The sequence below is a fragment of the Gordonia sp. HS-NH1 genome, from assembly GCF_001418765.1.
Taxonomy (GTDB): domain Bacteria; phylum Actinomycetota; class Actinomycetes; order Mycobacteriales; family Mycobacteriaceae; genus Gordonia.
The window spans coordinates 187,725-206,947 of sequence record NZ_LIYC01000001.1; the positions used below are offsets into that span (position 1 = coordinate 187,725).

At 69.2% G+C, this 19,223-nt stretch carries 16 protein-coding genes, 1 pseudogene and 1 riboswitch; of the genes and pseudogenes, 8 read left to right on the forward strand and 9 right to left on the reverse strand.

The window, feature by feature from the left end; translation table 11 throughout:
* Positions 1–95 precede the first annotated feature (95 nt).
* Together AMD30_RS00795 and AMD30_RS00800 are read right to left on the reverse strand one after the other, a co-directional pair.
* Positions 96–596 (reverse strand): hypothetical protein, encoded by a 501-nt coding sequence (locus AMD30_RS00795; RefSeq protein ID WP_055474416.1) that lies wholly within the window; start codon positions 594–596, stop codon positions 96–98.
* Between the two features lie 4 nt (positions 597–600).
* On the reverse strand, positions 601–1,965 hold the full coding sequence (locus AMD30_RS00800; RefSeq protein ID WP_055474417.1) for an aminotransferase class V-fold PLP-dependent enzyme: 1,365 nt from the start codon (positions 1,963–1,965) through the stop codon (positions 601–603).
* Between the two features lie 18 nt (positions 1,966–1,983).
* Positions 1,984–2,097: riboswitch (SAM riboswitch) on the reverse strand.
* A 107-nt stretch (positions 2,098–2,204) separates the two neighbouring features.
* Between AMD30_RS00800 and AMD30_RS00805 the strand changes: the two genes are divergently transcribed.
* Positions 2,205–3,281, forward strand: coding sequence for an isochorismate synthase (locus tag AMD30_RS00805; protein ID WP_055474418.1), 1,077 nt, complete (start codon positions 2,205–2,207; stop codon positions 3,279–3,281).
* Between the two features lie 90 nt (positions 3,282–3,371).
* On the opposite strand, the gene AMD30_RS00810 is transcribed toward AMD30_RS00805, so the two are convergent.
* Genes AMD30_RS00810 through AMD30_RS00820 form a run of 3 tightly spaced genes read right to left on the reverse strand, consistent with a single transcriptional unit; the run spans position 3,372 to position 5,466 of the window.
* Positions 3,372–4,589, reverse strand: a complete 1,218-nt coding sequence (locus AMD30_RS00810) for an O-succinylhomoserine sulfhydrylase (protein WP_055474541.1) — start codon at positions 4,587–4,589, stop codon at positions 3,372–3,374.
* Complete coding sequence (locus AMD30_RS00815; RefSeq protein WP_014928026.1) at positions 4,586–4,999, reverse strand: rhodanese-like domain-containing protein; 414 nt, start codon at positions 4,997–4,999, stop codon at positions 4,586–4,588. Before AMD30_RS00815 ends, AMD30_RS00810 begins: the two co-directional genes overlap by 4 nt.
* On the reverse strand, positions 4,996–5,466 hold the full coding sequence (locus AMD30_RS00820) for an Rv0361 family membrane protein (protein WP_055474419.1): 471 nt from the start codon (positions 5,464–5,466) through the stop codon (positions 4,996–4,998). Before AMD30_RS00820 ends, AMD30_RS00815 begins: the two co-directional genes overlap by 4 nt.
* 170 nt (positions 5,467–5,636) lie before the next feature.
* Here AMD30_RS00820 and AMD30_RS00825 point away from each other — a divergent pair, with 170 nt between their 5' ends.
* Positions 5,637–6,662 carry an ABC transporter substrate-binding protein gene (locus tag AMD30_RS00825; protein ID WP_055474542.1) on the forward strand — a complete coding sequence of 342 codons (1,026 nt, stop codon included), beginning with the start codon at positions 5,637–5,639 and terminating at the stop codon, positions 6,660–6,662.
* Positions 6,663–6,840: 178 nt separating this feature from the next.
* Positions 6,841–8,238 carry an FAD-dependent oxidoreductase gene (locus AMD30_RS00830; protein ID WP_010840728.1) on the forward strand — a complete coding sequence of 466 codons (1,398 nt, stop codon included), beginning with the start codon at positions 6,841–6,843 and terminating at the stop codon, positions 8,236–8,238.
* A 168-nt stretch (positions 8,239–8,406) separates the two neighbouring features.
* Here the strand turns inward: AMD30_RS00830 and AMD30_RS00835 are convergent, their stop codons facing one another.
* Complete coding sequence (locus AMD30_RS00835; protein WP_010840729.1) at positions 8,407–8,916, reverse strand: hypothetical protein; 510 nt, start codon at positions 8,914–8,916, stop codon at positions 8,407–8,409.
* Between the two features lie 273 nt (positions 8,917–9,189).
* Between AMD30_RS00835 and AMD30_RS00840 the strand changes: the two genes are divergently transcribed.
* From AMD30_RS00840 to AMD30_RS00850, 3 genes are read left to right on the forward strand one after another with little or no spacing between them, the layout of a single operon-like run.
* Entirely contained in the window at positions 9,190–10,233 is a 1,044-nt protein-coding gene (locus AMD30_RS00840) for a FecCD family ABC transporter permease (protein WP_044507228.1), read from the forward strand.
* Positions 10,230–11,369: a FecCD family ABC transporter permease gene (locus AMD30_RS00845; RefSeq protein WP_055474420.1), complete on the forward strand. Its 1,140-nt coding sequence runs from the start codon at positions 10,230–10,232 to the stop codon at positions 11,367–11,369. The genes AMD30_RS00840 and AMD30_RS00845 overlap by 4 nt, the downstream gene beginning before the upstream one ends.
* Complete coding sequence (locus AMD30_RS00850; RefSeq protein WP_055474421.1) at positions 11,366–12,196, forward strand: ABC transporter ATP-binding protein; 831 nt, start codon at positions 11,366–11,368, stop codon at positions 12,194–12,196. Before AMD30_RS00845 ends, AMD30_RS00850 begins: the two co-directional genes overlap by 4 nt.
* A gap of 79 nt (positions 12,197–12,275) precedes the next feature.
* On the opposite strand, the gene AMD30_RS00855 is transcribed toward AMD30_RS00850, so the two are convergent.
* Positions 12,276–13,613, reverse strand: a complete 1,338-nt coding sequence (locus tag AMD30_RS00855) for a ClC family H(+)/Cl(-) exchange transporter (protein WP_055474422.1) — start codon at positions 13,611–13,613, stop codon at positions 12,276–12,278.
* A gap of 75 nt (positions 13,614–13,688) precedes the next feature.
* The gene (locus tag AMD30_RS00860; RefSeq protein WP_010840734.1) at positions 13,689–14,726 is read right to left on the reverse strand and encodes an Lrp/AsnC family transcriptional regulator; all 1,038 of its coding nucleotides are present in this window, start codon (positions 14,724–14,726) and stop codon (positions 13,689–13,691) included.
* A gap of 146 nt (positions 14,727–14,872) precedes the next feature.
* Between AMD30_RS00860 and AMD30_RS00865 the strand changes: the two genes are divergently transcribed.
* Complete coding sequence (locus tag AMD30_RS00865; protein ID WP_055474543.1) at positions 14,873–16,438, forward strand: MFS transporter; 1,566 nt, start codon at positions 14,873–14,875, stop codon at positions 16,436–16,438.
* A gap of 16 nt (positions 16,439–16,454) precedes the next feature.
* On the opposite strand, the gene AMD30_RS00870 is transcribed toward AMD30_RS00865, so the two are convergent.
* Positions 16,455–17,369, reverse strand: coding sequence for a helix-turn-helix domain-containing protein (locus AMD30_RS00870; protein ID WP_055474423.1), 915 nt, complete (start codon positions 17,367–17,369; stop codon positions 16,455–16,457).
* A gap of 113 nt (positions 17,370–17,482) precedes the next feature.
* Here AMD30_RS00870 and AMD30_RS00875 point away from each other — a divergent pair.
* Positions 17,483–19,198: pseudogene (locus AMD30_RS00875) on the forward strand (thiamine pyrophosphate-binding protein).
* Positions 19,199–19,223: the final 25 nt, after the last annotated feature.

The following is a 19,223-nucleotide window of genomic DNA, read 5'->3' on the forward strand; positions in this document are numbered from 1 at the left end:
GTGTCTACGGCGCAGGTGCGCCACTTGAGTTCAACTGCGGCAGTTGCAGATAGCGCGCACGTTCCGAAGTCGCGCTTCTGTGACGGGCCGCCCCGTCAGGCCACGCGGTGCCGCTGCTCGGCGAGAACCGGCAGGATCTGTTCGCGGATGCGGCGTTCGGTGGCTGCGCCGTCGATCGGGACGAGGATCACGGCGTCGGCGACCTCGGCCGCGTAGATGTCCCGGACCAGCGTGATCAGTCCGTGTGTCGTGCCGATGTAGCGGATGGTCCCGGAGCCTGCCTCCGACGATGCGTCCACCGCGGCAGCGGCCGCGGCACGCGCCGACGCGGCATCCGCCGCGACGGTCACCTCCACCTCGAGGGCGACCACGAACTTCGCCTGATCGTGGGTGCCGGCCCGGAGCAGAGAGCGGGCACGCTGCGCATCGCGGAGGGTCTCACGCCGCACGACGATCGGAAACGTCTGCGCCAGTTCGTCTCCGGCGATGGCGATCTGGAACCCCGGTCGTCCGATGCTGATCGGGGCCGTCGGAGCGGAAGTCGGTGCGGCGATCACGGTTGCGCGATCGGCCGGTGCGTCGAGTTCGATGGTCATCTCATCACCCCTCATTCGATTTTGGTCGGATGGTCTGTTCGGTCAGTGCATGGTCGATCGGTGCGTGTTCGGTCAGCGCGCGCAGTGCCTCGAGGAGGCGGTCGATGTCGTCGGAGGTGGTACCCGCCCCGAAGCTCGCGCGGACCGCGCCGGCCGGATGTCCGAGGCGCTCGAGCAGCGGGTGAGCGCAGAACCGGCCGTCGCGCACGCCGATTCCGTGTTGCGCACTGAGATACTCGGCGACGACCCGCGGCGCGATCCCGTCGACGGTGAACCCCGCGATTCCCACCCGGTCGGTGGAATCGGCGAAGATCCGCAGGGGCACGACCCCGGGGATGGCGGCCAGGCCGGAGTCCAGGCGTTGGGCCAGGCGCAGTTCGTGCAGGCCGATGGCCTCGGGACCGAGGTCGGCCAGCGCCTCGCAGGCCGCCGCGATCGACACCGCGCCGAGCACGTTCGGCGAACCGGCCTCGTGACGCGCGGCTCCGGTGTGCCAGGTCACGCCACCGGCGTGCGGGCTCAGGTCGACGTCGGCGGTCGCTCCCCCGCCGGCCAGATAGGGGTCGGCGGCGTCGAACCAGTCGGTCCGGCCGATCAGGACCCCGGCACCGAACGGCGCATATGCCTTGTGCCCGGAGAAGGCCAGGTAGTCGATGCCGTGACTGACGACGGAGACGGGGCGGTGCGCGACGAGTTGCGCGGCGTCGACCAGGATCCGGGCCCCGTGCCGGTGCGCGATCGAGGCGAGCCGGGTGATCGGCAGCACCTCGCCGGTGACGTTCGACGCCGCGGTGACCGCGAGCAGCGCTGCCGGCGCCGACGCGAGCTCCGCCTCGAGCGCGACCAGGGTGTCCTCGATCGTGTCGCAGGTGCGGACGATTCGGGCCCGGTTGCGGCCGTCGCGCGGCGCGCACCACGGCAGCAGGTTGGCGTGATGCTCGATGTCGAGCACGACGACGTCCCCGGGGGTGATGTGAGCGGCGAGGTTGATGGCATCGGTGGTGTTGCGGGTGAAGACGACGGTGTCGTCGACCCGTCCGCGGACGAACCGGCGCACGGTGTCCCGGGCGGCCTCGTACCGGGCGGTGGTCACCTGCGACAGATGACCGGCGCCGCGATGGACGCTCGCGTATTCGCCGAGTCCAACGGCGACCGCGGCGGCCACCGAGCTCAGAGCCGGCGCGCTCGCCGCGTAGTCGAGGTTGACGTACCGCGTTGTGCCGCCGTGGGCCAGCGGTACGGACACATCGGCGCCGACGACCGGGGCCAGCCCGGGGATGGCCGGATACCGATGGTGGGTCGAATCGATGACGGGGGTGTCGACAGTCTCGTGGCCGGTCGTGTCGGGTGCTGACAGGACAGCGGTCATGGCAGGAGCTCCTCTGAAATTCCGCGCTTGCCGCGTCCGGTCGGTACGCGGCCAGGTCGTCACCCGGAGCACCCCACCGCGGAGGAGGGTTGCCGACCAGCGAGCCGGGGCTTGTCACTGGCACTCATGACCTATGTGCAAGCCTCGCCGAAGCCGCGCGGGCGTGTCAATTTTCACTCATCGTGATCCAAAGTTAGGGCACACTTACCTGTAGCGTGTCAGGGGTGTCAGCGACTGATGTGTTCGTGTTGTCCCGCCCGCACGGCACCGTGCGGGGCCGGGGCGCCGTCCGTGGGTTCACCGATGTCGACGCGGCCTCGGCCGCGCTGCGTTCCGGGACGATCGACGGGCTGACCGGCGCGATCCCGTTCGATCTCTCCGACCCGGCCGCGCTGGTGGTACCCGAGGTCCTGCACTTCGACGACGCACCGCTGACGGGCGGGCCACCGCTGTCGCGCACCCCGGTCTCGACGACCCTGCACCCGACCGCCGACGAGCACCGCGAGCGGGTGGCGCACGCGGTCAAGCGGATCGTCGCCGGCGACGTCGGCAAGGTCGTCCTCGCCCGTAGCGTCGACATCGTGCTCGACGCCGAGGTCGCGCCCCACGAACTCCTCGACGCCCTGGCGGGCGGCAACGCCGGACACAACGCGTTCGGCGTCGACCTCGGTGCCGCCACCGGCTCCGGCGCGTGGCTGCTGGGCGCGAGTCCCGAAGTGCTGCTGCGCAAGTCGGGATCGGTCGTCACCTGCCACCCGTACGCGGGTTCGGCTCCGCGGTCACCGAATCCGGTCGTCGACCGCGCCGTCGCCGACGGATTGTTCTCCTCGGCAAAAGATCTCGCCGAACACGCGTTCGTCGTGGATCACCTGCGCGACCGGCTGGCGCACCTGTGCGACGACGTCGACGCGCCGTCGACCCCGCAACTGCAGTCGACCGGAGAGGTGTGGCATCTCGCCACCCCCATCCGCGCGACACTTCGCGATCCGTCGACCACCGCGCTGGATCTCGCCCTCCTGCTGGGTCCGACCCCCGCGGTCTGCGGTACACCCAGTGATGTTGCCGCGCAGATCATCCGGGAAGTCGAGGGGGAACGCGGCTTCTATGCGGGCGCCGTCGGCTGGTGCGACGCCGCCGGCGACGGCGAATGGATGGTCACCATCCGGTGCCTCCAGCTCGAAGCCGATCGCCGCAGTCTGCGAACGTGGGCGGGTGGCGGCATCGTCGAACACTCCGACCCTCAGGGCGAGCTCGAGGAGACCGCGTTCAAACTCCGTACGGTCCTGAACGCGCTGGGCATCGACGGCCTCGACTGAGACCGCGGCGGGAATCACCGTCCGCTCACCCGATCCGTGACCGCTCACACCGCCGGGCCGAGCGGGAACGGAAGAGGGGAACGCGACGGGTCAGCCCAGCGCCTGATCCAGATCGCCGAGCAGGTCGTCGACCCCTTCGAGACCGACCGACAGCCGCACGACCGAGTCGCTGAGACCGATCGCCGCGCGTCCGTCGGGCCCCATCGCACGGTGCGTGGTGGTCGCCGGGTGCGTGATCAGCGACTTGGAGTCACCGAGATTGTTGGAGATGTCGACGATCCGCAAGCCGTTGAGGACCTCGAAGGCCCGCTTCTTGCCGTCGATGCCGTCGTGGTCGTTCAGCTCGAAGGTCACCACGGTGCCGCCGCCGGACATCTGCGCCCGCGCCAGCTCGTACTGTGGATGGGACTGCAGGAACGGGTATTTCACCCATCGCACCCGCGGATCGGCTTCGAGGAACTCGGCGATCCGGAGCGCGGAGGACACCGAGGCGTCGACGCGCAGGCGCAGCGTCTCCAGACCCTTCACCAGCGTCCAGGCGTTGAACGGGCTCAACGCCGGGCCGGTGTGCCGCATGAGTTGCTGCACCGGCCCGTCCACGTACTCCTTGGTTCCGAGTACCGCACCGCCCATCACACGTCCCTGGCCGTCGATGTGCTTGGTGCCCGAGTACACGATGACGTCGGCACCGAGTTCGAGACCGCGTTGCAGGAGCGGGGTGGCGAAGACGTTGTCCAGCACCACCTGTGCGCCCGCCGCGTGCGCCAGCTCCGAGACCTTGACGACGTCGACGAGGCTCTGCATCGGATTCGACGGGGTCTCGAAGAACACTGCGTCGGTGGGCTTGGAGAGCGCCCGCTCCCACTGTTCCAGGTCCTCGCCGTCGACGAACTCGGTCTCGATCCCCCAGCGCGGCAGGATCTCGTTGCAGACCACGAAGCAGGAACCGAACAGGCTGCGGGCGGCGACCAGGCGATCGCCGGCCTTCAGCAGCGCACCGAGCGCGACGAAGACCGCGGCCATCCCGCTGGCCGTCGCGAAACACGCTTCGGCACCCTCGAGTCGACGCAGACGTTCCTGGAACATCTCGACGGTCGGATTGCCGTAGCGCGAGTAGACGAATCGCTCGTCCTCCCCGGTGAAGGCGCGTTCGGCGGCCTCGGCGGAGTCGTAGACATAACCGCTCGTGAGGTACATCGCCTCGGCCGTCTCGCGGAAACCCGAGCGGGCCAGCCCGCCGCGCACCGCGATGGTGTCGGCCGAGAGCCCCTCGGGCAGTTCACGACCCACGGGTAGATCAGAAGTCACGATTGCCTCCACGGCAGGTTCTCGGCACGCCAGCCCGACGTCCCGCGATGGTCGTTCTCGTCGAGGGCACCCTCGAATCCGTCGACGACGTTGTAGGCCTTGGCGATACCGTCCGCCGTCGCAGCCTCCGCGGCGCCGATCGAACGGTGACCGGACCGGCACAGGAAGATGACCTCGTGGTCGTCGCTGACGCCCGAATCCCGCAGCTGCGTGATGAAGTCGTCGTTGCGTCGACCTTCGGGAAAGGTGGTCCACTCGGCGAAGATCGTGCGCTTCCCCAGGACTTCGAGGTCGGGTACGCCGACGAACGACCATTCGGCCTGCGTCCGACAGTCCACCAGAACCGCGTCCGGGTTGTTCTCGAGCTTCTCCCACGCCTCACGGGGGGTCAGATCTCCGGCATAGGTCATGAGGAACACACCTTCCATTCGCCGTTCTCGCGCACCACGATCGTGTCGACGACATTCACGTCGTCGGGGGTCTTGTCATAGTGCCAATGAACCTTCGCGGTCGCGCGGTCACCGTCGACCACCAGCTCGGTGATCTCCGGGATCTCGATGTGACCGTTGGCGACCAACGACTCCCGGTTGTCGGCGAGGAATTTTTCCTCGGAGACGAAGTCGGCCGCCTCGACGTCGGCCGCGCAGGTGTTGGCGCGGTACTCGGCGTAGTTCGGGCCGTTGCGGGCGGTGTAGACGTCGTTGATCGCGTACTGGACCTGGGCCGAGTCACCGGCCCGATCCTCGGCAGGACGGATCACGTTCGACAGCACGACGCCGAGCACGACGAGGCCCACGACGCCCGCCGCGACGAAGAACGGCCACGCGTTCTTCCACGACGGGGGCCTCTGGTCACCCTCACCTGCAGCTTCGGCCATGGCGGGGAGTCTATCGAGCGACCAGGAGGCACCTGAGACCGGCGTCGACGCGCGTGACCTGCCGGACGACGGACCGGCGCGTGGTCGACGATCGGAGGGCCGTGAGTAAGGTGGCCCTAAGTACCGCGGAGAACAACGACGCCGAACGCAACGACCAGCGAGGACCCCGGATGCGCTCTACCACCCACCGCACACTCACCCTTCTCGTCGGGCTGCTGACAGCAGCTCTCCTGGCGACCTCGTGTTCGCCGCCGGACGAGACGGTCGACTCCGGCACGGCGCAGGTACCCGCACCCGAGGCCGGCGCGATCCCGGTGACCGTGCAGCAGGCCTACGCCCCGGCGACGGTCGCACAGGCGCCGAAGCGCATCGCGGCGATGGGTGTGGGCGACGGTGACACCCTCCTCGCCCTGGGTGTCACGCCCACGACCATCGCACCCTTCGCCGACCCCGATCAGGCCTCGGCGCCGTGGAACGCCGAGCTGCTCGCGGACTCGACGCCGGTGGTCCTCCCCAACGTCTCGGGCGCCTTCGGCGACGAGATCCCCAAGGCCCTCGCCACCGAACCCGACCTCATCACCGCGGTCGGCGCGGATCCCACCCGCGATCAGTTCGACCTGTTGGGCAAGACCGCACCGACGATCCTGCGGCCCGCCCAGTTCCAGCCGTGGCAGGTGCCGTGGGACGCGCAGACCCGCCAGATCGGCACCGCCGTGGGGCTTCCCGAGCTCGCCGACCGCAAGGTGGCCGAGACCGAACAGTTCCTCGCGGGCGTTCGCGAGCAGAACCCGCAACTGGCGGGCAAGACCGCTGTCGTCGTGACCGCCAGCCCCACCGGCGGCGTGTCGATCTACGGCCCCGGCGATGGCCGCGGGCAGACGGTCGCCGGTTACGGGTTCACCTTCCCGCCTGCGCTGCAACCGTCGGTGACCAGCGGTTTCTACGGAGAACTGCCGGCCGAGAGCCTCAATCTGCTCGACTCCGCCGACGTCGTCGTCGCCGTCGACTGGGAGGGCTCCAACGATCGGCTGAAGGCGAACGCGGCATTCAACCGCCTGGCCGTGGCGCAGTCGGGCCGCGTCGTCTACCTCCCCCAGGAGGTGGGCAGCGCGATGTCGGTGCCGACGGTCCTGACGATCCCGTGGGTCGCCGACCAGGCCGTCGGACCGATCGCGGCCGCCGCCGGCAAGGCCTGAGCCGCCGCGACCTCGACCGTCCATCCCTCGTCCAGGTGAGGGTTACCTCACAGACGGATTTTGGTCGTGGACAGCAAGCGCCTACCGTAGAAGGGATAGGCCTTATCCATACGCGCGGACCCGGGGGTCGCCGAGATTACTGGTCCGCGCGTGCTGAGCAACGGAAGACACCTACTCCATGAGCGACAACAGCCGCCCGCTGCGGGTTGCGATCGTCGGTGCCGGTCCCGCCGGTATCTACGCCGCCGACGCGTTGATGAAGTCCGACACCGCCAAGGACCGCGGCGTCAGCATCGATCTGTATGAGCGCATGCCCGCTCCGTTCGGGCTGATCCGCTACGGCGTCGCACCCGACCACCCGCGGATCAAGGGCATCATCACCGCCCTGCACAAGGTCCTCGACAAACCACAGGTGCGCCTGCTCGGCAACGTCGACTACGGCACCGACATCACCATCGACGAGTTGCGCGCCCACTACGACGCGGTGATCTTCTCCACCGGCGCCACCGACGACCGCGCGCTCGACATCCCCGGTGTCGACCTCGACGGCAGCTACGGCGCCGCCCAGTTCGTCGCCTGGTACGACGGACACCCGGACTTCCCCCGCACGTGGCCCCTCGAGGCGGAGAAGGTCGCCGTGATCGGCGTCGGCAACGTCGCCCTCGACGTCGCGCGCGTGCTCGCCAAGACCGGTGACGAACTGCTCCCCACCGAGATCCCGGCGAACGTCTACGAAGGCCTCAAGGCCAACAAGGCGATCGAGGTCCACGTCTTCGGCCGTCGCGGACCCGCGCAGGCCAAGTTCACCCCGCTCGAGCTCAAGGAGCTCGACCACTCGCCGAACATCGAGGTCATCGTCAATCCCGAGGACATCGACTACGACGAGGGTTCGGCCGTCGCGCGCCGCGGGTCGAAGATCACCGACCAGGTCGCCACGATCATCGAGAACTACGCGATCCGCGAACCCAAGCAGGGCGCGATCCACAAACTGTTCCTGCACTTCTTCGAGAGCCCCACCGAGATCCTCGGTGAGGACGGCAAGGTCGTCGGACTGCGCACCGAACGCACCCAGCTCGACGGCACCGGCAACGTCAAGCCCACCGGCAAGACCACCGACTGGGAGGTCGGCGCGGTCTACCGCGCGGTCGGTTACCTCTCGGACAACCTGCCGCAGATCCCGTTCGACTCGCAGGCCGGGGTCATCCCGAACGAGGCCGGACGCGTCTTCGACGAGGGCCAGCAGCTGACCGGCATCTACACGACCGGCTGGGTCAAGCGCGGACCCGTGGGCCTCATCGGCCACACCAAGGGCGACGCCAACGAGACCGTCGACTGCATCCTCAAGGACATGGAAGCGGGCGCGCTGCTCGAGCCCGCCCACCCCGGTGAGGACGCCATCGTCGAACTCCTCGAGTCCAAGAACATCCCGTTCACCACCTGGGACGGCTGGTACCGGCTCGACGAGCACGAGCGTGCGCTCGGCGCCGCCGAAGGCCGCGAACGCGTCAAGGTCGTCGAACGCGAGGACATGCTCGCCGCTTCCGAGCCGAACAAGGTGTCACGCCCCTCCGCGTGACACCGGGCTCTCCTGCCGGCTGAGCCTGTCGAAGCCACAAGAGCGGCGGCCGAGTTTTCTCGGTCGCCGCTCTTTCGCATGCGCCGGGCGATGTGCGGAGGCGTCCTCCCCGCACATCGCCCGACGCGAAATGCCTTGTCGTGGACGCTCAGTCGTGGCGGATTACGGTCAGCGGCCCGGGATCGCGGGGACGCCCTCGACGTCGGTGCCGCCACCGGTCAGCGCAACCGCAGACGACGCGGACGAGCCGGTTCCGAACCTGTCCAGTGGGTTGTCGATGCGCCGGACGTTCCACCAGAAACCGGCGTTGTCGGTCAGGTTCTCGGCGTAATCAGAGATCGCATATCCGGCGATGGACGACGGGAAGCAGCCGAACCAGACGGTCTTGATCGTGAGCGACTCGTTCTTCTTCAGCTGCGACTTGAACTTCGTCGCGCCGTTGATCTCCTGCAGTGTGACGTTTCGGAAGTCGCCGTCACGCGCGGTGACCCGCATGAACCGGGTCATGCTCCACGCCTGATTCCACGGCGTGCCCGGTGCTCCGAACTGGCAGTAGACCCCGCCCGTCATCTGGAGGTTGGGAACGGCGGCGTGCGCAGGCGCGGCACCCACCAGCGATCCACCCGCGATTCCTGCGGCGACCAGAACCCCCGTGAGAGCCCGTTTCAGCGATTTCATCGATCCTCCTCGTTCGTAGGCGACACTGCTGTGTTTCCCGACGTCGCCATCGTGGGAGCGGCTCATGCCGCCCCACCGGCAACCGGTCTTGCTGCTGTCGGCCCGAGATGCTCACCGACACCGGGATTATCGACCCAGCCTGAGCGAAGTGTTACCGCGCGCACAGCCTTCCCTCAGGATTCGTCAGCAATTCGTTATCCGAACGACACCCATTCCGCGCGATCGGTACACGGTGGGCAAGAGCCGAATCCAAGGTTGGTAAGGTTTACCTTTGTGCGTCGATCTCTCCGAGTTCTCGGAATCCCGCTGCTGCTCGCGACCCTTGCAGCGCTGGTCGTCGCGTCCGTGCTCTTCGGCACCCGACCGGTCCCTCTCGACGAGATCTGGCCCAGCTTCACCGCCGGCGCCCAGGAGATCTGGAACGCCCTGATCAACCTGCGGATGCCGCAGGTGCCGAAGGACACCGACGTCGACGGGATCGTGTGGGATCTGCGGGTCCCACGCACGCTGCTCGGCCTGACCGCCGGGCTCGCGATCGGCGCGGCCGGTGCCATCACCCAGGGCCACACCCGCAACCCGATCGCCGACCCCGGAATGCTCGGCGTCAACGCCGGAGCCGCATGTGCTGTCGTGGGCGGCATCTACCTGCTCGGGATCACCAGCCCGATCGCCTTCATGTTCTTCGGACTCATCGGCGCGATCATCGCGGCCACCGTCGTGTTCGGGTTGTCGTCGCTGAGCGGCTCGAGTCCGCTGACCCTGGTGCTCGCGGGTACCGGCCTGACCGCGATGCTGACCGCCATCACATCCGCGATCGTGCTCGTCGACACCAATTCGCTGGACCAGTGGCGCTTCTGGAGCGTCGGCTCCACCGCGGGCCGAGGCATCGACGTGTTCTGGGCCAGCCTGCCGTTCATCGGGGTGGGACTCGTCCTCGCCCTGGCGAGCGGGTTCTTCCTCAACGTGTTGAGCCTGGGCGACGACATGACCAAGGCACTCGGTTCCCGGGTCGTGCTGATCCGCGCCCTCGGCGTGCTGACGATCACGCTGCTCATCGGCGCCGCCACCGCGGCCTGCGGGCCGATCGTGTTCCTCGGTCTGGTCGTGCCGCACATCGCGCGCGCGTTCGTGGGCGCCGACTACCGGTGGATCATCCCGTACTCGGCTCTGCTGGGCGGCATCCTCCTCGTCGGATGCGACATCCTCGGCCGCATCGTCGCCCGACCCGGCGAAGTGCAGGTCGGTGTGATGCTGGCGCTGGTCGGCGCCCCATTCCTCATCGTCATGGTCCGCCGACAGAGATTGGGGACCGTGTGAACCCGCCGACCTCCATCAAGACCGAGACCGCCGAGAAGAGCGGGATCAGGGCCAAGACCCGGATCGCACCTCATCCGGGCGGATACCGGATCGCGATCGAGCCGATGTCGATGGTGGTGCGGCCGCGCATGCTCGCCGTGGCGCTGGTGGCCACGGCCATCACGATCGTCCTGTTCCTCACCAGCGTCGGCGTCAGTGACTTCCCCCTGACCCCGATCGACGTCGCGCGCATCCTGCTCGGGGGCGGGACCCGGGTCGAGAACGTCGTCGTCTTCGACGTCGCGCTCCCCCGCGCGCTGGTCGCGCTGCTCGTGGGATTCGGCCTGGGCCTCGCCGGTTCGCTGACCCAGCTGATCGCCCAGAACCCGCTGGCCACACCGGACATGCTCGGTATCACAGCCGGCGCGAGCGTGGCCGCGGTGACCGCGATCGCGTTCTCGACCACCAGCTGGGGCGCCTGGCTCGGCGATCTCGGCGTCCCGGCGGCGGCGATGATCGGCGGGTTGGCGACCGCCATCGCGATGTACGTCCTGGCGTGGCCGGGGCGCAAGGCCAACAGCGGCATCAACCCGTTCCGGCTCGTGCTGATCGGCGTCGGCATGACGTGGTTGCTGCAGGCGCTGACCCAGTTCCTGCTCTCCCGCGCCGACATCCGGGATGTCGGCCGCGCACAGGTGTGGATCGTCGGATCGGTGGCGAATGTCGGCTGGTCCAATGTGTGGCCGGTCGTCGCCGGTGTCTGCGCGAGCATCGTCGTGGTGATCGTTCTGGCCCGCCAGATCGGGATGCTCAGCCTCGGACCCGATCTCGCCCGCGGTCTCGGGGTCCGCACCGGCGCGGTGTCGACGACCCTGCTCCTGACCGCGGTCCTGGTCGCCGCACTGAGCGTGTCCGCGGCCGGCCCGATCGCCTTCGTCGCACTGCTCGCCCCGCAGATCGCCCTGCGGCTGGCCGGTACCGCTGTGCCGACGCCACTGGTGTCGGGCGTGATCGGTTCGTCGCTGGTCCTGGGCGGCGACCTGCTCTGCCGCACGGTGCTGCCGGGTGGTCTGCCGGTCGGTATCGTGACCGCCGCGATCGGCGGGCCGTTCCTGATCTACCTGATGGTCGTCATGTCCCGAAAGGCGAGCGTATGACCGCGTCCTCCCTCGAAACCACGGCTACCACCGCGCGATTGCGCGGCGTCGGCCTTACCGTCGGCTACGACGAACGGATCGTCATCGACGGCCTGGACATCGACATCCCCGACGGGCAGGTCACCACGATCATCGGCTCGAACGGATGCGGCAAGTCGACGCTGCTGCGGTGTCTCGCGCGTCTGCTGCCTCCCCGGGCGGGCGCGGTCTACCTCGACGGTGACGACATCTCGTCGGTTCGCCCCAAACAGGTCGCCCGCACCCTCGCGATCCTGCCCCAGAATCCCATCGCGCCCGAAGGACTCACCGTCGCCGACCTGGTCGGGCGCGGACGTCATCCACACCAGCGCTGGTTCGCGCAGGCCAGTGCGGCCGACGAGGCCGCGGTCGCGCAGGCGATGGAGATGACCGACACCCTCGACCTCGCCGACCGCACCCTCGACGCCCTGTCGGGCGGGCAGCGGCAACGGGTCTGGATCGCGCTGACCCTGGCCCAGGACACCGATCTCATCCTGCTCGACGAGCCGACGACCTACCTCGACCTCGCGCACTCCATCGACGTCCTCGACCTGGTCCGCAAGCTCCGCGACGAGCACGGCAAGACCGTCGTCATGGTGCTGCACGATCTCAATCTGGCTGCGCGGTACAGTGATTCGCTGTTCGTCATGCGCAACGGCGCGATCGTCACCACCGGTTCACCCAGCGAGGTCATCGACGCCGAGACCCTCGACGCGGCCTTCGGCCTCCGGGCGCACGTCATGACCGATCCGGTCACCGGCGGCCCGCTCATCGTGCCGCTGGACTCGCGGACCCACGCCAAGTCCTGAGTCGAGCCCCCGCCCCCTTATCCGAGAGAACGACCTGCTTCCTGCTCCCTGAGCATCGTGACGCTCGCGAGCTCACCCCTCAGGGAGCGGGGTCCGGACCCGGTTCGTCCTCCCGCCGAACCGAATTCGCGAGCATCCGCTCGCGGAGCGAGTCGTAGACCGGCGGCGACCCGGACAGATGTGCGACGAGGACCGCGGCGGCCGTCGCGGCCAGCATGGGGAGGGCGACCGTGGTCGTCGCGGTCATCTCCATCACCACGACCATCCCGGTGAGCGGCGCCCGGACGACCGCGCCGAACAGCGCCGCCATCCCCGCCAGGATCATCGCGCCCCGAAATCCCGATCCACCGGGGTCCGATTGCTGGACAACGACGTCGGCGACCTCGGCGAAGGTCGCACCCCACAGCGCGCCCAGTGCGAGCAGCGGCGCGAACAGACCACCCGGCGTCCCCGCGGCGTAGGACAGCGGGCCGGCGACGAAACGGACGAGGAAGAGCGCGACGAGCGCCGGGAGCACGACACCGCCGTCGACGACCGCCTGGGTGAGCCCGTCGCCGCCGCCCGCGGTGCGTGCATCGATGGCCAGCAACGCCCCGATCGCCGCACCGATGAGGGCTGCGCGAGCGATCGGGGGCACCCGCGAGAACCGGCCGACCCAGCCCAGCGTGCCGAGAACCGTTCGGCTGTAGGCGATCCCGACGAGTCCGGACACGAGCCCGAACACGACGAAGACGGGCAGCGTCGTCACCGACGGCACGTCGAGGGACGGTACGTCGAATTCCGGGCGGTCGCCGAGGATGACCCGTCCGACGGCGACCGCGGCAACCACGGCGAAGACCGTCGGCAGCACGAGGCGCAGCCGGAACGAACGTCCCACTTCCTCGAGCGCGAACAGGGCGCCGCCGATCGGGGCGGTGAACGCCACCGCCAGCCCCGCGCCGCTCAGCGACGTCTGCATCACCCGGACGTCGACGTCGTCGAGCCCTCCGCGCCGGCCGGTCTCCGAGCCGACGACGGCTCCCATGTGCACGGTCGGCCCTTCGCGACCGAGCACGAGCCCCGAACCGATCGCGGCGAGCGCACCGACGAATTTGGCCGGGATGAGCCGCAGCGGGGCCGGGACCGCCTCGCCGCGCTCGACCGCCTCCACGTGTTGGATTCCGCTGCCCGCCGCGGTCGGCACCAGGCGGACGGCGAGCGCGCCGACCGCAGCGCCGGCCGCGGTCACCGCGATGGGGACGAGCCACCCGGGCACACCGAATCCCGCCGACCAGTCGAGCATCTCGACGCGCCAGCGATCCAGGTGTCCGAGGCACCAGCGGAACGCGCCGCCCAGCAGCCCGGTCGCGAGCCCGGCGACGACGGCCAGCACACACAGTCGCACCAGTCCCCGGTCGGCTCGATGTGGCGAGGTCACACGTGGACGCTACCCCGACGGGCCCGCTCCCGAGAGCCGACTGCCGACGGTCGACCGCCGGACCCTCGCGAGGCCTCACACCGGCTGAATCAGCCGCCCCTGCACCACAAGCGAGGCATTCTGCTTCAGCCGGCGCATCCGGATGCTGACCGAGTACCCGGTGAGACCGTCGATGGCGGCGACCCGGGTACGCAGGTAGTCGTAGAAATGCGCGGTGTCCCGGCAGATCACCGACACCATGAGGTTTCGCTCGCCGCTGATCGCGGCCGCGAACGCCACCTCGTCGTGAGCCGCCAGCTCGGTTCCCACCTGATCGAGAGCCGACGGCGTCACCGTCAGCCACAGGGTGGCGCTCAGGTCGAAGCCGAGGCGATCGGGCAGGATCTCGACGTCGTAGAACAGCGCCCCGGCGCGTTCGAGTGCGCGGAGCCGGCGACGGACCCGTCCGACCGTCCATCCGCAGATACGCGCCAGCTCGCGGTGCGGTCGCCGACCGTCCTGGACCAGCGCCTCGATGAGGGTCGCGTCGTCGGCCGTGAGGCGCCCACCGCCGGCCGGGGCATCCGACGCCGAGTCGTCCTGCTCCGCGTCCTCCGGCGTGTCGTCGCCCGCACCGGCCGCGGCGGAGGCGAGTAGATCTCGGTCCCGGCCGTCGAGGTGTCCGCCGAATCCGGTCCATCTCGACGCCGGGTGCCCGGGGTCGAAGGCGTGCAGGATGAGATCGATGCTGACGTCGGTCACCGAGGCGCGGGCCGGGAACGTCTTCGCGATCGCGTCCTCGCCCGATGCGCCGAGCGGCGCCCGGATGAGGCAGATGATCTCCGCACCACCGGACGCGACGTAGGCGAAGGCGACATCGCGGCGGCGGGCGAGCGAGGACGCAAGCGGTTCCATCCGGTCCGGACGGCATCGCACTCGCGCCACCCACTCCGACTGCCCGCGCACGGAGGGCTTGATGATCCCGACGACCTTCATCACCCCGGCTCGCCGTAGCGCCTGGTAGCGGCGCGCCGCCGTCTGTTCCGAGACCCCCGCCACCTCGCCCAGTTGTCGGAACGTCGCCCGGGGTGACACCTGGAGTGCGCGGAGGATCGTGCCGTCGATGTCATCCATGGTGGAGGAATCTTACCGCCGGTGAGGGCGTGGTGCGATATTCGATCCGCCTCAGCGAATCCGTCCGCGGTTTCGCGGACGTGGTGCAGACAATTGATTCCTGCGCCGACCGGCGACCTCCCTTCCCCGACAGCGAAAGCGAGCGCGTGACCGCGACCACCTCTCCCGTCATCACCGACGTGTCCGCACCTCCGGAACGCCGGACGGCCACCATCGTGATGGCCTGCCTCGGCGTCTTCGTCGCCTACCTGCCCATCACCAGCGTCGCCGTGACCCTACCGGCGATCGGCACCGCGTTCGGCGCGACGACTGCTCAATTGTCCTGGGTCCAAGACGCTTTCGTGCTGCCGATGGCCGCTTTCATCCTCACTGCGGGGGTCTTCGGTGACGTGCACGGGCGACGCAAGGTGTATCTGGTCGGTCTGTGCCTCACCGCACTGGGCGCACTGGTGGCGTTGTCCGCGCAGTCGATCAGCATGGTGTGGATCGGGCAGGCGCTCGCCGGCACCGGCGCGGCCGCACTGTTGCCGACCACCCTGGCGCTGATCAGCCACGCGGTCCCCGACGTCCGCGAACGCGGCAAGTTCATCGGCATCTGGGCGTCGGCGCTGATGCTCTCGCTGACGGTCGGGCCGTTGGTGGCGGGCCCGGTCGCCGAGTCCGCGGGCTGGCGCTGGATCTACCTGCTGCCGATCCCGGTGGCGCTGATCGCGTTCGCGGTGGCGGTGGCGACGCTGCCGGAATCCCGCGCGCCCCGAGCCCGCCGCCTCGACTGGCCCGGTCAGATCTCGGCCGCGATCTCGGTCACCGCGCTCGTGTTCGGCGTCATCGAGGCCGGTGTCTACGGTTTCGGCGACACCCGGGTCGTTCTCGCACTGCTGATCGCCGTCGTCGCCGCGGTCGCCTTCGTCATCACCGAAAAGCGTTCGGCGAGTCCGATGCTCGACCTCGACCTCTTCCGCAGTCGCGCCTTCACCGCCACCACGCTGGTGGCGATGATCACCTTCCTGGCGCTGATCGGGTTCATCTTCGTGCTGAGCATGTACTTCGGCCTGGTGCAGCAGCTGGGCACCATCGAGGCGGGTTGGCGGCTGGCCCTCATGAACGGCGCCTCGATGCTGGTCGGCGCCCTCGCCGGCAGGATGATGCATCGAATCCACGCGCGGTTCCTGATCGGCGGCGGCCTGCTCATGGTCGCCGTTGCGCAGTTCGCACTGTTGACCATCGATGCCGACACCTCGTTCGCGGCCATCTCGTGGCGTCTGGTCGTGCTCGGACTCGGAATGGGGCTGGTGATGGCGCCGATGACCGCGACCGCGGTGTCGGCGGTGCCCTATCACCTGTCGGGTATGGCCGCGGCCGGCAACAACGCCTTCCGTCAGGTCGGCGGCGCGCTCGGTCCGGCCGTGCTCGGCGCCCTGCTGACCGCCGGGGCGGTGAACTCGTTGCCGCAGAAGCTCGTCGACGCCGGCATCGACGAGCCCGTGCGCGACCGCGTGGTCGGCGCGGTCGACACCGACGGCCTTGCCGCCGCGAGCGGCCTGAACCTCGGCGCCGACACCCCCGCCGTGATGGGCGCCGTCGGCGACGCCTTCCTCGACGGCATGCAGCTGTGCCTGACCTTCTCCGGCGTCCTCACCGCGGGTGCCGCGATCCTCGCCCTCGTGATGCTGCGTCCCGGTCGGGCCGTCGAGGAGCAGCCGGCCGGGTGACCGTCGGGCCGCCGGCCTACGGCTGGACAGGCGGAGTCCCGCCGAGCCCTTCGGTCACCGCATCTGCTGCGGCCCTGACCTTCTCGCCGAGCCCGATGACCTCGCGCCCGCTCAGCGACGTCCGCGCGTCGACGATCGCGAGGATGACGGCAGGCACTCCGCCGGGCGCGAAGGCGACGGCATTGACGGAGATGGGCCGATACTCTGTGTCCGCATCGATCTCACCGACCACGACGTCGGTGGGCAAGCGACGCTGCGCCTCCCGTAACGCGGTGACCGCGCGCTGACCTGCGACACCCATCCCGCGTAGTCCGGCAACCGTCGCCGACAGCGACTGCTCTCGCTGATCGGCGCATTCCACCGCATATCCGCGTGCCCTGATCACCTCGAGCATCGGCCGATACAGCTCGCGCAGTTCGGCATGGTCGACTCCGACGTGGTCCGCGCCGAGGAGCAGCCACTCGTCCAACCGGTCGGGTGAGTACCACGCGGCCAGCCCGGCGCCCAGCGGCGGCGCGATCTCCAGGGTGTCACCCAGGCGCAGGCCCAGCGTGCCGCGACGACCGGTCACGGGTTGCACGATTTCCCCTATCGCCAGGTCGGCCCCGGTGGGGACGAAAGCGATTGCGGCCATGTCACTGTCGTCGGCCAGATCGCGCATCAGCGGACGGGCGACCTCGACAGGAGCCATCGCCCGCGACGCCGCATCCCCGATCGGGACCACCGCGGGGCCCAACCGATAGCCCTTGCTGACGGGATCGCGGAGCAGCCACCCGGCTTCGGTCAGCGCGATGACCATCGGATAGCAGGTGGGCTTGGAGACCCCGAGGTGGCGCGCGATGTCGGCCAGACTCCGTGCCGTCGTCGGCTGATCGGTCAGCAACTGCATCAGCATGACGATGCGTTCGGTCTGTGGGGAGGAGCGAGCCATGCTCACAATCGTGCCATCGACCAGAGTGTTTGCATAATGCGACCCTGGTGTCGCACTGTGATGCCAGTTACTCTCGGCCGCACACGTTGGACAGCTCTCGAAAGGTCCCCACAATGGCAACTGTCAACGGCGGTCAACTACTTGCCCGCGCGCTCGCCCAGGCCGGCACCACCGAGGTGTTCACCCTCCACGGCTGACACCTCGACGCGTTCCTGATCGCCTGTGCGGGTGAGGGGATCAGGCTCACCGACACCCGGCACGAGGCCAGCGCAGGCCATGCCGCCGATGCGTACGCACGCGTCACCGGCGGCTTCGGCGTCTGCGTGGTCACCTCCGGACCCGGGTTCACCAACGTCTACACCGCCCTGGCCAACGCCTATCTGGACCGCTCACCGACGCTGTTCGTCGTGGGCGCCCCGCCGCTGCGTGAGACCGAAACCAATCCGCTGCAGGGCGGTTTCGATCAGATCGCCGCGGCCGATCCGGTCACGAAGTGGGCATACCGGATCACCGACGCCGCCCGGGTCCCCGAGATCGTGGCGCTCGCGATCCGCAAGGCCACCAGCGGCGTGCCCGGTCCGGTCCTGCTCGAGCTGCCCATCGACGTCATGTTCGGCGAGGCCGACGACGACCAGGTGCGCTTCCCCACCAACTATCGGGTACCGACCCGGTCCGGGGCGGATCCCGACGCCGTCACCCTCGCGCTCGACCTGCTCCACACCGCATCGAATCCCGCGATCGTGATCGGCGGCGGCGTCACCTTCTCGCGTGCCGAAGAAGCGCTCGTGACCTTCGCCGAGACCGTCGGCGTACCCGTCTTCTACCCGGGCAAGGCCGACGGCGCCATCCCGGCCGACCATCCGCTCGCCGGTGGCGGACTCCTGTCGATGGGCACCATCCCGGCTCTCGGAGCACCGACACCCGACGTCGTCCTCATGGCGGGCACGCGGGCAGGGATGTTCACCGGCGGCCGCGCCAGCATGTTCCCCGGCGCCAAGATCATCCAGATCGACATCGACGCCGCCGAGATCGGCCGGATCTACGACGTCGAGGTTCCCATCGTCGCCGACTGCCGCGCCGCGCTCGAACAACTCGCGGCCGAAGCCGCCGGACGAACCTGGCCGGACTGGTCGGAGTGGGCGGCTACGGTCAAGGCCGCCAAGGGCGCTCACGCCGCCGGTTTCCCCGACGCGGCCACCGACACCGGAAAGATGCACCCCTACTTCGCCGCCAAGGCCATCGTCGAAGCATGCCCGCCGGACACCATCTTCGTGCTCGACGGCGCCGAGGCCCCGTCCTGGGCGGAGTTCTTCGTCGCCGTCGGCCGTCCGGGAAGCGTCCTGCGGCTGGGCTACCTCGGGTGCCTGGGTGTCGGGCCGGGATTCGCGATCGGAGCGGCCCGCGCCCGACCAGGCGCACCCGTCGTGCTGATCACCGGGGACGGCGCGGCCGGCTTCCACCCGCAGGAGTTCGACACCATGGCCCGTCATCACCTACCGGTGGCCACGGTCGTCTTCAACAACGCCGTCTGGGGCATGTCGATCCACGGACAAGAGGCCGTCTTCGGGCCCCGAGGCGTGGTCGTGTCCGAGCTGGCCGACAGCGACTACGAGAAGATCGCCGAGGCCTTCGGCGGTATCGGCATGCGCGTCAAGCACATCGACGATCTCGCCCCGGCCGTCGACAAGGCACTCGGCGCCGGTGTCCCCGCCTGCATCAACGCCGAGATCGAACCCGGCATCGTCCATCCGATCACGACCATGATGCTCGGCGACGTGACGAGCACCGACGAGATCGTCGTCCCCTATTACGAGAACCTGCCCCGGTGACCACCGACCACACCATCGAGAGGGA